Raw genomic sequence first — 17,081 nt, forward strand, 5'->3', positions numbered from 1 at the left:
AAGTTTATTGCCGGAAGCCTTAAAAGACAGCAATCCGTTGCAGATTTTAAGACTGGTAAATGGTGAGATGACCAGAGAAGCGATCTAAGAATAAAAAGAGACCACAAGTTGGTCTCTTTTTACTTCTACATTTAGGGTTTTTAAGGAGTTATAAGCTCCTTAAAATCAATCTAGTTTGTAATTAATATTTTTTAAAAATAAATCAACAGCGTATTCAACCCAAATACTAATTTCATTAGCTGAGATTAAATAATCAGGATGAGTCAAACATTTTAAGTGAGCATCACTTCTTAACAGTGATAAAAATATATTTGCTGCGACTTCCGAAGAAGACGTTAATTCAATTTCTCCTTGTTTAACCGACTTTTCAAGATAACCTGCAATAATATTTGCTAGACGTTGTGGTCCCACTTCAAAGAACTTTTCGGATAATTCCGGGAACCTTACAGCCTCTGCAATACAGACTCTAAAAAAAGCCAAACCTGAATGCGATAAGATAAAGCACAGATAAGTTTTCCCAATTTCGGTTAAGGCTGAACGTAAATTTTTGGCTTTTGTCTCGACCGACATAATTTGTTTTTGCATGTTGGTACATTGACGTTCAATGACCGCAGCAAACATCGCTTCTTTATTTTTAAAACAACCATACATAGTCGCTTTTGAAACGCCGGCTTCTTTTTGAATCATATCTGTGGTTGTTCCACTAAAACCATGGATCAGAAAAAACTTTGTTGCTGCATCCAGAATTTTTTGATCTTTCTCATTCGTTTTAGTGCAATCAGACATACGACCCTACAAACATATTTAGCAATTTCATTCTTAGTGTAACTCATCGAAAAGTTCAAAATCGAGAATTGACGTAAATTTAATAAGATAGTAGAGTACCGATCGGTACAGTTGAGCTTAATCACCGCTATAAGCATTAAGCTCATTTTAAAATTTAAGGTAAAAGATGAATATACGACCACTCATCGGTTTGGCAGGTGCAATTTTTGCAGCCATGACTGTCGAATTTAATAACCGAATTAGCAGCATTACCTTGGTCGATATTCGCGGTGAGATGGGTATTAGTGTCGACTCCGGTTATTGGGTCAGCAGTATTTATGCCAGTGCCATGATTATTGGGATGATCCTGTCCACCAGTTGGGCGGTTATTTTTTCTATGCGTCGGGTTCTTCTTTTTGCGATAGGACTTTGCCTCTTCTCTAGCGTTTTAATTCCTTTTAGCCCAAATATCGAAATATTTTATTTATTACGGGGCTTACAAGGACTCGCCAATGGCTTAACCATTCCTTTATTAATGGCATGTGCACTTAGATTCCTAGGACCTGAAATTCGTCTATGGGGCTTGGCCTGCTATGCATTGACAGCAACTTTTTTCCCAAACTTAAGCGCTGCGCTTGCTGCCTTTTATTTAGATGTGATTGGTTGGAAGATGATATTTTTCCAAACCATTCCTTTTTGTGCTTTAAGTGCTGCGTTAGTTTACTTCGGTATTCCGCAAGATCCGTTAAATTACTCAAGAATAAAAACTTACGATTGGACTGGCGCGATTCTATCCATTATTGGTTTGGCAAGCCTTAGTACCATGCTTTTGCATGGCAATCATTTGGACTGGTTCCATTCAAAATTGATTTGTGTTTTGGCTTTAATAAGTGCCATTACCCTACCTTTATTTTTAATACATGAATGGCGCTATCCAACACCATTAATTAAACCGCAAATGCTCGAAATACGAAATTTTGGTTATGCTGTTATTGCGTTGTTCTGCTTTGTGGTTATTGGTATGTCAACCAGTACATTACCCCTTAATTACTTAAGCGCTGTGCATGGTTATAAGCCCACTCAAACCATGTGGATTGGCTTACAAATTGCCGCATTACAATTTATCTATATCCCAATTGTTATTAAAGTTTTGAACCAAGCTTGGGTTGATAGCCGATATGTACATGGGTTTGGTTTACTTTTGGTTATGGTTGGCTGCTTAGGTGCAAGTCAGCTTGATACGACTTGGAACCAAGACCAATTCTATTTTTGGCATGCAATCTCATGTTTAGGACAAACCTGTGTAGTGCTTTCGCTCCTCATGATGGGTACAAATAGTGTCCACCCAACTATGGCAATCTATGCTTCACCTATGATTAACACCCCGCGTGCTATTAGCGGCGTACTTGGTGTGTGTCTTTTAGACTGGGTCAATCGAGTACGTGGTGAATACCATTCAACACGGCTGATTGAAAATACTGCACAACATGTTTTTCAAAATATTCAAGGTCCTGTTATTAATCCTCTTACCCCGCCTGTGCTGAGTGCAGATGGTACCGAACGTGTTTCCGGTGGTTTATCTGCCTTAAATTCTGCGATTCAGGCACAGCAATCTGTTTTAGTCATTAGTGATCAATATCTGATTTTAGCGGGACTTACTGCAATTTTATTTATCGTTATGCTGATTTTGCCAGTTAGAACTTATCCACCACGCATTGCTCTCATTAAGTTAATGAATAGTCATAACTCAGGAAAATCTTTATGAGTACTCTCGAAGCCCAAGATCACTCCATGACCGAGTCACCCAAGTTAACAAAGATGCAATATCTTAAGAAACACTGGGTTATGGTTATTGCATTTATTATCGTTCTAGTTTCCATTTTATGGATTTTAAAAGTTATATTTTTACCTTATTCCATTGTTAAAACTGACGATGCGCGGGTAGATGTCGAGTACTCAACCATTGCTCCCAAAGTGTCAGGTAATATTGAAGAAATTTATATTAAAGATCACCAGACCGTAAAAAAAGGCCAGCTTTTGGCACGAATTGATGCACGTGATTATCAGGCGGCTTTAGCTGAAGCTGAATCTAATTATGCCAAAGCACAAGCTGACTTAAATGAAGCAATGCTGGCAGTAGAAAGACAACCAACTGTTATTCGAGAAACAGAGGCCCAGCTTAGAAAAGTAGAAGCCGGCATTAAACTCACTAAAGATAATACCGCACGCTATGAGCAATTACAGGCACTTGGCGCTGAATCTAGATTGATTACACAACAGTCAAAAACCACACTAACCGAGCAATATGCCGACTTGGACAGCAGTAAAGAAAAAGTCATTGATGCGCAGTATCAGCTCAACCAATATAAGATTCAGGTTCAAGCTAAACAAGCGGCTTTGAAACAAGCCCAAGCTGCGCTTGATAAAGCAAAACTGAATCTGAGCTATACAGAAATTCGAGCGCCTATTGATGGTATGATTGGGCAGAAGTCTGCAAATGTGGGCAACTTTGTTGGCGCAGGTAATCCACTCATGGTGGTTGTGCCTTTAGATCAAGTGTATGTAGAAGCAAACTTCCGTGAAATTGAGCTAAAACAAATTAAAATCGGCCAGCCTGTCACTGTTTATGTCGATGCTTATAACGTTGAGTTAAAAGGTGTGGTAGATAGTTTTTCACCATCGACTGGTGCATTCTTCTCGCCAATTTCAGCAACAAATGCGACGGGTAACTTTACTAAAATTGTTCAGCGTTTACCTTTACGCATCAAACTCCTTGAGAACCAACCTGATATTAAATTGTTGCGTCCTGGTCTATCTGTTGTGGTTTCTGTAGATACGACTAAAAAATAAATTTGAGGATGCTAGTATAATTAAGAAAAAAGAGACCATTCACTGGTCTCTTTTTAATTAATCTAAATTCATGGCTTACCACCACGCCACCCAGTGGAATAGCGCCGTTGGTAATTTGTTTGGCAAAATTTAAAATATCTGGCGTGACATCAAAATATTCTGAAGCCGTCCATTTCCCCATTCGCCCAAAACCAGTAATGACTTCGTCAAAAATAAGTAAGATATCGTGTTGATCGCAGATTTCTCTTAAGCGTTTTAAATAACCAGTCGGCGGCACAATACATCCTGCCGAACCTGACACTGGCTCTACAATAACTGCGGCAATATTCGAAGCATCATGTAGCTCAATTAACTTAAGCATTTCATTGGCAAGCTCTACGCCACCTGTTTCAGCACAGCCTTTGGTAAAACTTAAATCGGGCTGCAAGGTATGCGGTAAGTGGTCTACATCCATAAGCTGACCAAATATTTTACGGTTGCCACCAATACCGCCTAAGCTTGTTCCCGTAACGTTTACACCATGATAGCCACGGGCACGACCAATCAATTTAGTCTTGCTTGGTTTACCTTTAATGCGCCAATAGGCACGCGCCATTTTAATTGCGGTGTCGGCAGACTCTAAACCTGAGTCGGTAAAGAACACATGCTGCAATTTTTCAGGCATAAGCTGAATAATTCGTTCAGCCAATTGAAACGACAATGGATGGCCAAACTGAAATGCCGGTGAGTAATCCAACTTTGCCAACTGAGTACTTACGGCTTGCTGAATTTCAGAAAGTGTATGCCCAGCACCACAAGTCCATAGACCTGATAATGAGTCGTAGACTTCACGACCAGTGCTATCAATTAAATATGATCCTTTAGCACCGACAATCATGCGCGGATCTTTATGGAAATTACGATTTGCAGAAAATGGCATCCAATGCGCTTGATAATTTAAGCTCATCTGAACATTTGATTGAACGGTTTCCGATTTTGATATTAAATTACTTAAAATATTTAAACCGGTTTGTGACTGTCACAGCTTTACGTCTGCCGAAAGTATTCTCGGCATTAGTCGTTCTGGAATTAGTTTACATATGAGCGATTTAGAAAATCGTTTAGGCATTCGGCTATGCCAACGTGGCCGCGCAGGGTTTGCACTAACTGATGAAAGTCGTGAAATTTTAGAATATATAGAAGTCCTCACCGCTTCTATCGAAGACTTTCGCTCCAAAGTCAATCAAATGCATAACCGTCTAAAGGGTGAGTTTAATATAGGTATTATTAATAACCTCGTGACCATGCCAAGTGGCTACATTACCAATACGCTGGCACAACTTGCCGAAGAACATTCTGAAGTGATCATTAATATTAGCATGAGTACACTTTCAGATATTGAGTGCCGTGTGCTAGACAACCGTTTACATGCGGGAGCAATTCCCCTTGTGACTCCGCTGTCTGGCCTAGACTATTTTGACTTAATATAGCGAAAGTTCATTTTTATATTACGGTAAAAACCATCCCTTTTTTAGCAAATGTAGCAAGATGGATTTAGATGAATTAAAAAAATGGAAAGCTGCACTTCCCAATTATGCAATCACACCTGAAGCAGCAAAGTTGCACCAGCTTTTAGACTGTAAAGCGACAGCAAGTGACCGTGAAGGAATTGCATTTCTAATTTTAACCGGAAAATTTTTAGGTTTTTTACCCGATTACTATACAAAGAAATGGGTTGAAGATGGTTTTATGCAAGCCATTTCAAAAGAAAAAATGCATTACAGCACACCCATTTGCTTAATTACTCACAAAGGCAAAAACCATAATATTATTTTAAAAACCTTTATGGAGATGCTTGAGAAGCGGATCGTTGCGAGTTAAAAATCTTTATATTAATAGAGCTGTTCTATTAATTCATGGATGTATAAAATAGTAACTTATTAAGAATAAGTTACTATTTTATAGGGCGAAGCCCATTTAAAATGGACTTCGTGTAATTAATTTTCTTTAAGTGTTTAGCTAAATATTTAAGAGTTTAACTCCAAGTGACGAGATTTTAAGTTAATATCGCCATCAAAATATTTACCAGACAATAATTTAATTTTGAAAAAAATCATAAGAATTGTAGATTTAACCTTTTAGCTTCAGCTTTATCACCATACCACCAGACCGTTTTGTTTTTTACTTTAGCTGACATCTCTTCATCAACCCCATAATATTCCTCTGGATATTTTGGAGCTGGACTACCATCTTCAAATCTAGTTAATGTCGTATTATTAACGAATAAATCATATGCCTGTTGATGACAATTTGGGCAGGGAGGTAATGAGCTTAAAAACCGTTTTAGTTTATTTTTATAGTACTCTCTGTAAATTGGTCCACTGTCAGGTATATTACTATCATCTTCATTCAAAATAGGATCATTACGACCTGTTATCCATACGATTGTATAGCAGTTTCCACATTGACCACCTGCCGGTTCTGCTTGTGAATCTCTTTGAGGCTGATATTGTAAACCATGTTGCTGATATTTATTTAAATAATAAGGTATCACTCCAATCATATTCGCTGCTACTTGATGTAAGGCTCTCATTGTCTCACTCCTTATTTCTTTAAAATCGGTTTATCTAGTACTGGTTTAATCTTTTCAGCATCATAACGTCCACCAAATAGAATCACTGCTCGATTATTGCTGGATCCAGTATTACGACTGCTATTATAAATAATACCAGAGTAACCTTTATCGTAAGCTTGATTAGCTATCTTGTTTGTATACGCATATACAAAATCTTGTTCAGTAGAGGTATTCACAATTTGAGTCAACTTCTTCTGATCAATACCCATTTGTTTTAATATTTTAGGGTCAGTTAAATCCAACATGTTCTTAACCTCTACCTGTCCCACAAATAAAGACTTACCATTGACAGCCTGTCTAACTTCGAAATAAGAGGTCGCAATATTTTCACCAAAATAGACATCCCCCCCAGTTTTTCTATGCGTAGGATCAGAGAATCTATAAGTTGCTCCAGGATTTGTACTCAATGGAGTAAATTGAGGGTCATAGATTTTATGACCATCTAAAGTAACTGGAATACCCTTATCGGAAATTATGATAGGATCTTTCAAGACTTTATAGCCTACTTTTGCGGCTACTTTTTCTGTTAGAATCACTCCACCTTTAGCAATACTAGCCCCACCAGCAAATAAACTCGCTACATCAGCTGTAAGTTTGCCTGCTTCTAAACCTGCATTATATGAGCCTTTAATACCAGCTTTTTCATATTCTGATTCAAGCTTATTAATACGGTTCGTATAATCTTGTTTAATAGCATCACTAATATTACCTAGAGCGTTTTCACTATTGATAACTTCTTTGATCGCTTTATAGGTTTGTATTGGGCTAAGAGCCATTTTTGCCAAACCTACTACCGACTCAGCAACAGAGGTCGGAATACCTACTGCAAAGCCTGCTGCATAATTTGCATCTTGTCCTGCACTAATTGCAGCCCATTTAACAACGACTCCACCACAAGTAAGAACATTACAATCTTTAAGTTCTTGACTTTTTTGCTTCTCTTGCACATGGTTCAAATAATTATTGCTTACGGCTATATCCGCTGCATTTGCAGCAGCAGTCACATTATACCCCGCATAGGCAGCAACAACTCCAGTGGTAAGTTTAGTGATGTTGAGAATTTTTGATTTTTCCGCTTCCGTATATTCAATGCCATTCGCTGGTTTGAACATATTTTCCGCAATAACTTCCCCTAAAGCAGCTCCAAGAGCCCGTGATTTACATTCATTATCAACCACTCCTGTTGCACAACCCGCTGCAGCATGCGCAGCAATAGCAACAACTTTACTCACAAAGGCATTACTACTCATCCCTAATGTGTCACCAATTGCGCCTGCTAATGGTGCTTGCAATGAGTTTGCTAATCCTGCTAATAAAGCTTTTTCCAGGCCTTCGCTTAGGTCTCTACCATTAACCGCAGAATCTATCAACGTACTGCCAACGCCTTGTATCATTCCAGTTGCCATATTATTGGCAATGTCATTCACAATAGCATTACTACTAATATTTAAGTTTGTCGCCACCCCGTTCAACAATCCAGCAGTGACTACTGAAGCTGCTAAATTCTTAACCGAGTCTTTACTCCCTAAATCTTTTAGTGTTTTACCGATATCTCCACCGTTGTTAATCAATCCTACACTTGCTTGAGTTGCTAAACTTGTAATAGCAGCATTTGCCATAGCCCCAAGCGTAGAAACGCCTGTAATTGTTGTAACACCTCCAACTGTTGCTGTTGTAACACCAGCTGAGCCAATCATACTTGCACCCAAGCCTACAGTAGTTCCACTTGCTGCTGTTCCACCAGCAGCTCCTGCGGCTGCAGCAGTTCCTGAACCCATCGTAGCAATCGTTACAATAATGACAATAAGAGCAGCACCCGCAGCTGTTAACCCTTGTGACTTATAATCCCAATCCTTTTGAGCAAGAAGTACTTTCTGCCAATCAACATCTTTTCTATTAACTAATTCTTTGAGATAAGCATTACCTGGCTGATTTGCCAGTTTTAGGATTTCATCTCTCAATTCAACTTTATTAACATCTTTTTCACTGATTGGAACTTGCACACTCAAACCACCTGCCGCTTTAAAGGTAGGTAAAACTGGCCCATTAAAACTTGGTAGCTGAGCAGTTTCAGTAATTGAGCCTTTATCTTGCATTGACTGCCAAACTACAGAGTTTTTATCTCTTTTTAAAGTTTGTTCAACTATATTAGAAGCACTTTCAAGAGAAATTACACCACCAGCTTCAATAGTTGCTCCACTTAAATATTCAAATTCAGGACCTTTTAAACGTGTGTCTAAACCTGATTTAGTACCAATATAGTCTGCTTTCAACGTCGCAGGTAACTCAGCCTTAATATTACGTGTAGCTGTAGTCTTTGATTTATTAAGTTTCACCCCTAAAAAAGATGACTTTTTTGTTATATCATCGGTGTTTTGTTCAACATCAAGTGCAGTAAGAAAATTTAAATCTCCTCCAGCTTGAATGCTAATTTTTCCACCAGTTGCTATAAATTGACTAGAATACATATCAATACTTGTACGGTTTTTCCCCGTCATTTCTTTTGTATTCTGTTCTTTACTCTTAATATTAATATTCTTTGCATTAATGTTTACAGAAACCCCTTCACTTTTATTTGAAGTATTTACCGTAGTTGTGGTGGTTTTTTTACCATACCATTTCTTTTTAGTTTCCGTCGTTGTACTCTTATCGTAACCACTTTCCACAGCCACATCAAAAATGATATTTTTATGGGCTTCGATATTAACATCACCTTCCGAACGAATATCTACTCCTTGTAATACTAAGTTGTCTGTAGTATTGGTTCCTGTAGCTTTAATCTTTACACCCTTTTTCCCATATATGCTTGGAGCATCTACAGGACTTCTCCAAGCATATGTTGTATCTGTTTCATTTCCAAATTCGTATGAATCTTGATTGGCATCAATAATAATACTGCTAGCTATAGCGCCTTGTTTAACACTATTTTCAGTGGCGCTATCATATTGACCTTGAATATTATAAATATTATTTGTTAATGTTCCTGCCGCTTCTATCCGGACTTCTCCTTGTTGAGCATTGACTTTTGAACCACTTAAACTCAAACCTTTGGCCGAAACTAAATTAATATTTCCATCAATTGATTTTATATTTACCGAAGCATGTTGTTGTCCTTTTAAGTTTTGCTCGTAAAAACTAATATTTGCCCCTGACTGATCAATATTTCGTTGCAATCCATTCAAGTTTGTAATTAAAGTTTTATATGTCTCGTTAACCTGAGCTAATTTTCTCTCACCCTCATCTTTCAGTCTTTTTGCTGTTAATGCAATTGATCCTTGTGCTGTTCTCATCCAATCTTCACCAGCTTTTATCTGATCATTTGCATCTTTTAGTGCTTGCTGATAATTTAGATATTCTTGGGTTGCTTTCAGCACATTAAGTTCTTGAATAAAATCAGTTTGTACTATTTTTTCTCTATTGGCCTTATCTGGAAATTTTATATTAGAGAAAGAATTTCTTACACCATCAATTAAAAGATCATCCTTAGTTGATACCACTTGAATATCTTTTTTTGCTATTAGTTGTGAACCTTGAATATCAACTTTAGTACCCTCTAAATTAATACCACCATTTGCTGTATCCAGCTTAACAACTTGTTCCGATCCATTTCCTTTTGCTCCTTCATAGCCTTTTAAAGTCAAAGTACCAGCTTTAGAAACGAGCTCGATATCACCAACAGCCTTTAAGCTGTAAACTTTTGGGTCAATCGTTAAGTTAGAATTTGTTTGAATAGTTAGGTCCCCATTTAAACTATTTAACTTTGTATCATTCTTAAGTAAATCACTTCCGACTGCATTTAAGTTCAATCCAGTCTGGCCTGTAATAAAACCACCCGCTTCTAATAGAACAGCTCCGCCGGTTAAATTTGTATTTTGTAATACTTGGTTTCCTGTAGCCGTTACAGAGGTGACACCCTTAGATGTTAAGTTTGTTACTTTATTCGCAATCCATTTGGTCGCTGGCGTATACTCAGCATTGCTATAAACCGTACGGCCAGAGCTTACTGCCAGATGCTGGTCTGAAGTAGCATTCACGCCCTGTAAAGTCAGTAAATCTTTTGCAAAGAGTTCAGTATTACCTTTTGACGTTAATACGCTATCGATAATTGTACTCATGCCTGCTCTACTATTGATCGCAAGTTTACCAACCGTAGAGCCTAGATCTGTATTTTGGATTTTAATATCGGATTTGCTATTTTCTATCGAAACGGTTTGTCCCTTTAGAACATTATTGACTATTTTGGTATAACCAGTGTCTCCTTTCACAGAAACATCACTATTAGCCTTTAGATTGATTCCATTATTACTCGAAACTAATATATCACCCTGATTCGCATTAACTTGTACCGATTGCAAGTTAACAGTGCCATCACCAATCGAGCCAAGTGTTACGCCTTTTAAACCACTAATAACCGTCTGATCAGTTGCTAATTCATCTTTATCAGCTGAAGGCATCGCCTTGGTTGTTTGGGTCGAGTTTAAATTCAGATTTTTATTCGCGAGTATAGAAATCTTTCCAGCCGAAGATGTGGCCTTTAAGCTATTTGCAGTAACTCCACCAGCAAGTGCTGTAATATTAATATCATTTTGTGTATTTAAATTTTTTTCTAAAATTAGATCATCTTTTTTAGAGGTAATATTAATATTTTTTTGACTATCTAACTCAGAATCTAATTTAAGCTGACTTGCTTGTAAATCAATGCCATCTAATGCAATTAATTTCTTTCCACTTAATGTTAATTTCTCACCAGCTTCTGCTTGTATTTTACCCACGAATTGAGGCGGGGCTTTCGTTAAATAATCCCAAAGTAAGTTATTCTTGCTATACAGTTTAAAGTTTTTAATTTTACTATTACCATCATTTAAAGTTGTAATATCCAAATTTTTTAATAAAGTATTCCCCGAGCTATATAAACTTACATTACCTACCGCATTTAATATTGTTTCAGAAAGATTAATATTACCTAAATTTCCATCATCACTATTGCCTACAATATTAATATTTCCTTTATTTGCAACTAAGCTAGAATATGAAGAATCAATTTTTTGTGCAGAAACATCTAAATCATAAATTGATGTAATACTTGAATTATTTTTAAGTATTATACCATTTTTTGCAATAACAGAATTAGCACCATTACTGCTAATACTTGATTTATTCTCTAATTCAATATTATTAGCATTCAAATACATATTTGAACCTAATTTTAAATTAGATATAGATGCCCTTTCTGAAAGTTTGATATCTCCTTTAGCCTCTATTATTACAGGCACAGGTTTTATAGCGGTACTTTGAATTCGCCCACCATTAAGGTTAATACCACCATTAAGGTTAATATTATTGGATGATTTAATACTTAAAGGTCCTTTGCTAACAATTGCCCCACTGTTTAGAATATCGCCATCTGTAGCTACTCCTATTGTTTCTATATTTAACCAACTCTCTGTCGGGCTGGTTGATTCTAAAGTCCCCTTATTTTCAATTTTCCCGGCACTGGTAATCACCAGGTTGTTTACTGCCTGAATAGTCCCTGCGTTTGTCACGCCTAAGCCTTTTTCAGTTCCCATCAAATAAATATTGTTGGCATACATCCCACCCAGTGCTTTAACATCCACAGCCAATGTCGGTGCAGTTCCAGTACCAGTTTTAGCAGTAACATCCTGTAAATCTGCACTGATATTATTTGCCCCGGCAATCACCTGAATATCATTTTTGGCACGTAGTTCCGCACTGAGTTCTAATGCACGCGCATAGAGATCCACATAATTTGCATCGTTATTATTTCCACCCAAGCCAAATTTAGAATTAGGGTTTGCTGAAACCGTAATTTTTCCTTGGTCAACCGTAAACTGCTTGATACTGCCATCGGCATTTAACTGAGGTTTACCTGTGGTAAAAATTGCCTTATTGGCATTAATAAAACCACCACCTTTAATATTAATACCGGATGGGTTGGCAATAATCACATCTGCCATTTGCCCGGCAACTTCCAAGTTCCCTTCAAAACGTGAGGCAGCGCTGGAATTTACTTCGTTGAGGATGACACGGGCTTCACCAGTCGCTAAAAACGGGTTTGCCCCCACGGCTCCTACCGTTTTAGTGGTAGCTCCTGTTCGGCTGTTATTTAAAACAGTACCTTCAGCCAACACATCAAACTGTTTATAAATATTATGGGATATACCATTTTTTGGAGTTTGAATATTAACTACCGGAACAACTGTACCTGCCGAGTTCTTACCAGCACCGATGACTGCTCTATTCGCAGCATTTGCGGCACTGTCCGCTACGATACCCGCATAAACAGGTGCTAAAGGCATCCACAAACTTATACTTGCAACCAGTGCTTTCACTTGCCAAAGTTGATGAAATGCCTGAGATTCATTGTTATCAATATTGTTCCGAGTACTTGCTTCACTTTGACCAGAAGTCTTGGTTTGGCTTCGTACATTTTCAGCCACAGCCACAAACATTTGACGTGCTTTGCTATAAATAATGCGATAACTATTCTTGTTCATGAATAAAGTCTTTTCTAAAGTAAATTAATAAGAAAGGTTGATACTAAAACCGGTAACCCAGTCTTTTTTTATGCTGTCAGGTGCAATCAGCCCCCGACCTGTAAAGGCATCCAGATAAAAACTATTTTGATAAGTGCGTAGCCCTAAAACACTTCCGAGTAAATAACGCTGACCCGGTATGCTATTGCGGCCATTGACCCAGCCCTGATCGACTGCCATATAAAACTGGGTATTAGGAATTGGTGCATTCAAGCTGATTTCTTGCTGTAGATACTGTCCGTTATCGCCAGAGAGCATGAGTTCACCATCAAAGCCACGCACGCTATAGCGTCCACCAATATAGAAGCGGTCATTGGGTACTAAAATTTTCGGTGCATATTGTCCACGCCAGTTAAAGCGATATTGAGCTGGCTTATCGAGCAAAAGGAACGGTGTAGTAAAACGCAGATCTGCACTCCACAGTGGAGCACGGGAGTAACCTTCAACAGGAAGATGGTTTCCATAAACATCCGTAATGTTTTCTTCAGGGGCAGTTCGGGCTTCCACCCCCATCCCACGACGGTAATCGATGCTGCCGTCTAATACCGCATTTCCTAAATATTGACGGTGTTGAACGCCTAAATTCCAGCCTGAGGTTCTTCGGTGTAAAACATTAATTTCAATATCGTCAATAAAACTTTGGCTTTCTTTATGATAAAGCTTTCCATACACGCTGGTTTTATGTTGTCCGCTACGGCTAATTACACGAGATAAATTTAGGTTGGCTTGCTGACTGTTGCCATGATAAAGCAGTGGACCGTTCCCCCCTAAGACTGTTTGCTTATATTGATAGTCATTGTAGCTAAGGCCTAAATCATAATAACCAACAGGTAACTGATAACTAACAAAATAACTTCGGTTTAAATCTTCATTAAAGTCATCTAAAGAGTGACTCACGTTTAACGATAAAATATCATTTAAATGAAATGGATTATTTATGCCTAAGCCGATATTTCCCATGTAGGTGCCGGTGTCCTGATTACCCGAGTCATCTACACTTAAATTGAAATTAACTTTTTGTAGGGGTTGAAGTTTGAGTATTAAATCGCTATAGCCTGTTAATTCTTTATCTTGAGCAGTTGCGGGAGTAATTTGCATATCTACCGCATAGACACGTTTTAGATTTTCTAGACCCTGATCGAGCCTTTTTAGGTTCACAATGTCGCCCGCTTTAAAGGGCAAGCCTGTCTTAAGCTGTAATGAGGAAATTTTACCTTCCTGAATTATGATTTTATTCAGACGTCCAATTTGCACACTCAGGTTTAAATTACCCTGATTTAAGTCTTGCGGACTCACGACAATTTGACTGGTAATTAAACCCTTTTTTAAAAGTTCATTCTGGGCATAGTTCACAATGTTATGTAAGCTTTGGGTTCCAATACATTTGCCTAGAATATTTTGTGGGTGTTTTTTTATAGCCTTAACCACAAAGTTAAATTGCTGTAAGTCAGATTCCGACTGACCAATTAAAGGGATAAGACTAATTTCTTTAACCGCTACACAGGGGCTTTCTTTAACAGCTAAATACTTAAAGTCCTGTAATGGCTTGGTGTTTTGATAAGGAGTTTGCTGAGCAAGCTGGTCTTGTAATTGCTGGTTAAGCTCTTTTAAACGCTGATCTTGCAATACCTGACTGGGTAAAGAGACATCTTCAATCGCATAAACATATTGGTGAAAACCCGCAAAAAGAATAATAGAAGAATTTATAAAGTTCTTAGTTAACATCACATATACAGAATTGTACGTATAAAAACTTTATTTTACACAAAAAAAACACATTATTCAATTTTTCTTTATATTTGTATAAAATTAAATTTATCAAAATTAAGTAATCTTCCTCTATTTAAGTCATATCCATTAGAATTGATGAAGATCTTGTTAGTATCTCGATAATCTTAGATAGAAAAATTTCTACAATATTATTAATCCTCGCTACAATATAAATTATTTTAAAATCAATTACTTTAATTAATCTCTTATAAAAGATCCAAAAACCTCTAGCTTTTATTTAATTCATTTAAATATAAAGCTGAATTACTAAAAACTTTTATGGAGATGCTTGAGAAGCGGATCGTTGGGAGTTAGAAATTTTTGTTTTTTAATTTATTGAGCTCAAAAATCATATTCTTATATTCAAGGTATACCTTTTCACTGATTAGAATCACAGCATCTTTCTCTTTTCGTGTAATTCCAACGGCTAACTTAATATTAAGCATGGCCTCATTATTAGTATGCTTTACGACTAACAATGAGACTTATATTAATTTCAATATTAAGCCCGTATTTTACCCTTCTACCTTTTTATCCTTACTACTTGAATAGATAAAATATAAAGCAATCCCTAAGCAAATTAGCGCCCCTAATCGATACAATGAAAAAGGAAGCGTTTCATTGCCAAACCAGCCAAAGTTATCAATTAAGATACTCATCAAAAGTTGCCCAAAAATCACAGCCACCGTAGCAACTGCAGCCCCAATTCTTTGTACAGCCAGTACCATAATGACAATATAAGGTACGCCACACATGGCGCCTAATAACTGCCATTTAGGAACATCTAATAACGTTAAGGTATGTTTAGGTTCAAAGTAAAAAATAAGGAGAGCCGTAATTAGAGCACCGACCGAGAAAGTCAAAAAAGCACTACGAAATACACCAACTTTTGCTCCAAGTTGCCCATTAATTGCAGCCTGTACACTCAGCAAAGCACCGCCAATGACGGCGAGAAGAATCATTAAAATTGTCATGGCTGTCTCCTACGCTTTTGACACAAGTACAAGTGCGACAACAATAAAGATGAGTGCCACTACCCGTTTACGGTCTACTTTTCGATGTGGAGTCCCCAGTAAACCATAGTGGTCGATAATCAGACTTTTAGATACCTGTCCCGCTAAAATGCCAATCATGGTCATTGCAATGCCAATAATTGGAGTAGTAATGGTCAAAATAATGACGTAAGCCGGACCTAAAACGCCACCGAGTAATTGCCAAGATGGAAGTGTAAAAAATGAAGGGCTATTGCGTGGGCTAAAAAACAACATGAGTAAAAAAGTAAGTGCTGCACCCACACCAAAAATACTAAACGTGGCCCACAACTCACCTACTTCCTTTCCTAAGGGCCCTAAAAGCCCAGCTTCGACCGATAGCCCCATTCCTCCTAAAATGGTTAGGAGTAGTAATAGAATTTGCATCTACATTGCCTCATCTGTATCTAGGCAACGAATACTAAGGTAGCCAATTCATCAGAAAAACAGCATAATTCATGAATCACTTTTGCAGAAATTGCACAAATGGATTTAACAAATTCGATTGATATCCGCACGCTTCGCTTCTTTATTAGTGTTTACAATGCTCAAAACTTCTCGAATGTAGCACGTAAAGAAGATGTGTCTGCCTCCATGATTTCTCGAACCATTCAACAACTTGAAGATGCGTTGGGGCAGCAACTTTTCTACCGAAATACACGAGCTATCACACCGACCGAATCGGGCAAATTATTTTTTGAATATGCAAAAAGAATTACCGAACAATTTGATGAAGCTCAAAAGGCTTTACAAGATAAAACCATAGAACCATCCGGACTTGTCCGAATTAATGCCCCTGTGTTTTTTGGTCAACGGCATATTGCGCCGTGGTTGGCGGGTTTATCAGAGCGTTATCCAAGGCTTCTAATAGAACTAATTCAAACCGATGAATTTATAGACCCATTACGCGAAAGCACAGATTTAATATTTCGTATTGGAGCACTGACTGATTCATCATTTCATGCCCGTATTTTTGGTACACAAAAATATCATTTAGCCGCCTCTCCTCAGTATGTTGCCAAATACGGTACGCTCGACCACCCAACAGAACTTAATCAACACAAGTGCCTAGTTTATAAAGGTTTTGAAGGTCCTAACCGCTGGTTAGTGAGAAAGCCCAATGAAGAATGGGTACATTATCCAATTACCCCGTTACTTTCTTCAAACAATGCCGAGAGTTTAATGACAGCCGCGCTTCATGGCATGGGGATTGTTTTATTTCCTGATTGGCTGATTGGCGAAGCTTTAAAAAAAGGTGACTTAATAAAGCTTTTACCTGAATATGAAGTCGCGATTAAATCACAACCCCAGCATATCGCAGCCATTTATCCAAATGTTCGTCATCCACCACTTAATATTAGAGCAGTGATAGATTATTTTGCAGAAATCTATGGTGACACACCGTATTGGCAGAATTAGTTTTCTTTTCAAGGCCAGCAAAGTATTCAAATATCGACATACTTTGCTGGTGTCTCACCAGTGATGAAAATAAGACTA

The 17,081-nt window shown here is 37.7% G+C and carries 9 protein-coding genes and 4 pseudogenes; 5 read left to right on the forward strand and 8 right to left on the reverse strand.

The features are described from left to right. Window positions 1–88: pseudogene (locus NQ782_RS18150) on the forward strand (aldehyde dehydrogenase); the annotation flags it as partial. Window positions 89–165: 77 nt separating this feature from the next. Here NQ782_RS18150 and NQ782_RS18155 read toward each other — a convergent pair. Then, window positions 166–786, reverse strand: a complete 621-nt coding sequence (locus NQ782_RS18155; protein ID WP_001278394.1) for a TetR/AcrR family transcriptional regulator — start codon at window positions 784–786, stop codon at window positions 166–168. A 166-nt stretch (window positions 787–952) separates the two neighbouring features. Here NQ782_RS18155 and NQ782_RS18160 point away from each other — a divergent pair, with 166 nt between their 5' ends. Together NQ782_RS18160 and NQ782_RS18165 are read left to right on the forward strand one after the other, a co-directional pair. Then, a complete protein-coding gene (locus NQ782_RS18160) occupies window positions 953–2,530 on the forward strand; it encodes an MFS transporter (RefSeq protein WP_057094082.1) in 1,578 nt (525 codons plus the stop codon). Then, window positions 2,527–3,615 carry an HlyD family secretion protein gene (locus NQ782_RS18165; protein WP_057094084.1) on the forward strand — a complete coding sequence of 363 codons (1,089 nt, stop codon included), beginning with the start codon at window positions 2,527–2,529 and terminating at the stop codon, window positions 3,613–3,615. Before NQ782_RS18160 ends, NQ782_RS18165 begins: the two co-directional genes overlap by 4 nt. Before the next feature lie 67 nt (window positions 3,616–3,682). Here the strand turns inward: NQ782_RS18165 and NQ782_RS18170 are convergent. Further along, window positions 3,683–4,612: pseudogene (locus tag NQ782_RS18170) on the reverse strand (aminotransferase class III-fold pyridoxal phosphate-dependent enzyme); the annotation flags it as partial. Here NQ782_RS18170 and NQ782_RS18175 point away from each other — a divergent pair. Beyond that, a pseudogene (locus NQ782_RS18175) lies at window positions 4,596–5,475 on the forward strand (LysR family transcriptional regulator). The pseudogenes NQ782_RS18170 and NQ782_RS18175 sit on opposite strands and share 17 nt — an antisense overlap. 232 nt (window positions 5,476–5,707) lie before the next feature. Here NQ782_RS18175 and NQ782_RS18180 read toward each other — a convergent pair. The 6 genes and pseudogenes from NQ782_RS18180 to NQ782_RS18205 form a co-directional block, all read right to left on the reverse strand. After that, window positions 5,708–6,187, reverse strand: a complete 480-nt coding sequence (locus NQ782_RS18180; RefSeq protein ID WP_024437453.1) for a hypothetical protein — start codon at window positions 6,185–6,187, stop codon at window positions 5,708–5,710. A gap of 11 nt (window positions 6,188–6,198) precedes the next feature. Beyond that, window positions 6,199–12,744, reverse strand: a complete 6,546-nt coding sequence (locus tag NQ782_RS18185; protein ID WP_086230956.1) for a DUF637 domain-containing protein — start codon at window positions 12,742–12,744, stop codon at window positions 6,199–6,201. 24 nt (window positions 12,745–12,768) lie between these two features. Next, window positions 12,769–14,508 (reverse strand): ShlB/FhaC/HecB family hemolysin secretion/activation protein, encoded by a 1,740-nt coding sequence (locus NQ782_RS18190; protein ID WP_057093711.1) that lies wholly within the window; start codon window positions 14,506–14,508, stop codon window positions 12,769–12,771. Window positions 14,509–14,864: 356 nt separating this feature from the next. Next, window positions 14,865–14,981, reverse strand: a pseudogene (locus NQ782_RS18195) (hypothetical protein); the annotation flags it as partial. Between the two features lie 87 nt (window positions 14,982–15,068). Then, window positions 15,069–15,527 (reverse strand): DMT family transporter, encoded by a 459-nt coding sequence (locus NQ782_RS18200; protein ID WP_000153881.1) that lies wholly within the window; start codon window positions 15,525–15,527, stop codon window positions 15,069–15,071. A 9-nt stretch (window positions 15,528–15,536) separates the two neighbouring features. Beyond that, window positions 15,537–15,971: a DMT family transporter gene (locus NQ782_RS18205; RefSeq protein ID WP_001166494.1), complete on the reverse strand. Its 435-nt coding sequence runs from the start codon at window positions 15,969–15,971 to the stop codon at window positions 15,537–15,539. A 99-nt stretch (window positions 15,972–16,070) separates the two neighbouring features. Between NQ782_RS18205 and NQ782_RS18210 the strand changes: the two genes are divergently transcribed. Further along, window positions 16,071–17,003, forward strand: coding sequence for a LysR family transcriptional regulator (locus tag NQ782_RS18210; RefSeq protein ID WP_000366425.1), 933 nt, complete (start codon window positions 16,071–16,073; stop codon window positions 17,001–17,003). The last annotated feature ends 78 nt before the right edge of the window (window positions 17,004–17,081 follow it).

This window comes from Acinetobacter sp. BD54 (genome assembly GCF_044778325.1).
In the GTDB taxonomy this organism is placed as follows: domain Bacteria; phylum Pseudomonadota; class Gammaproteobacteria; order Pseudomonadales; family Moraxellaceae; genus Acinetobacter; species Acinetobacter baumannii.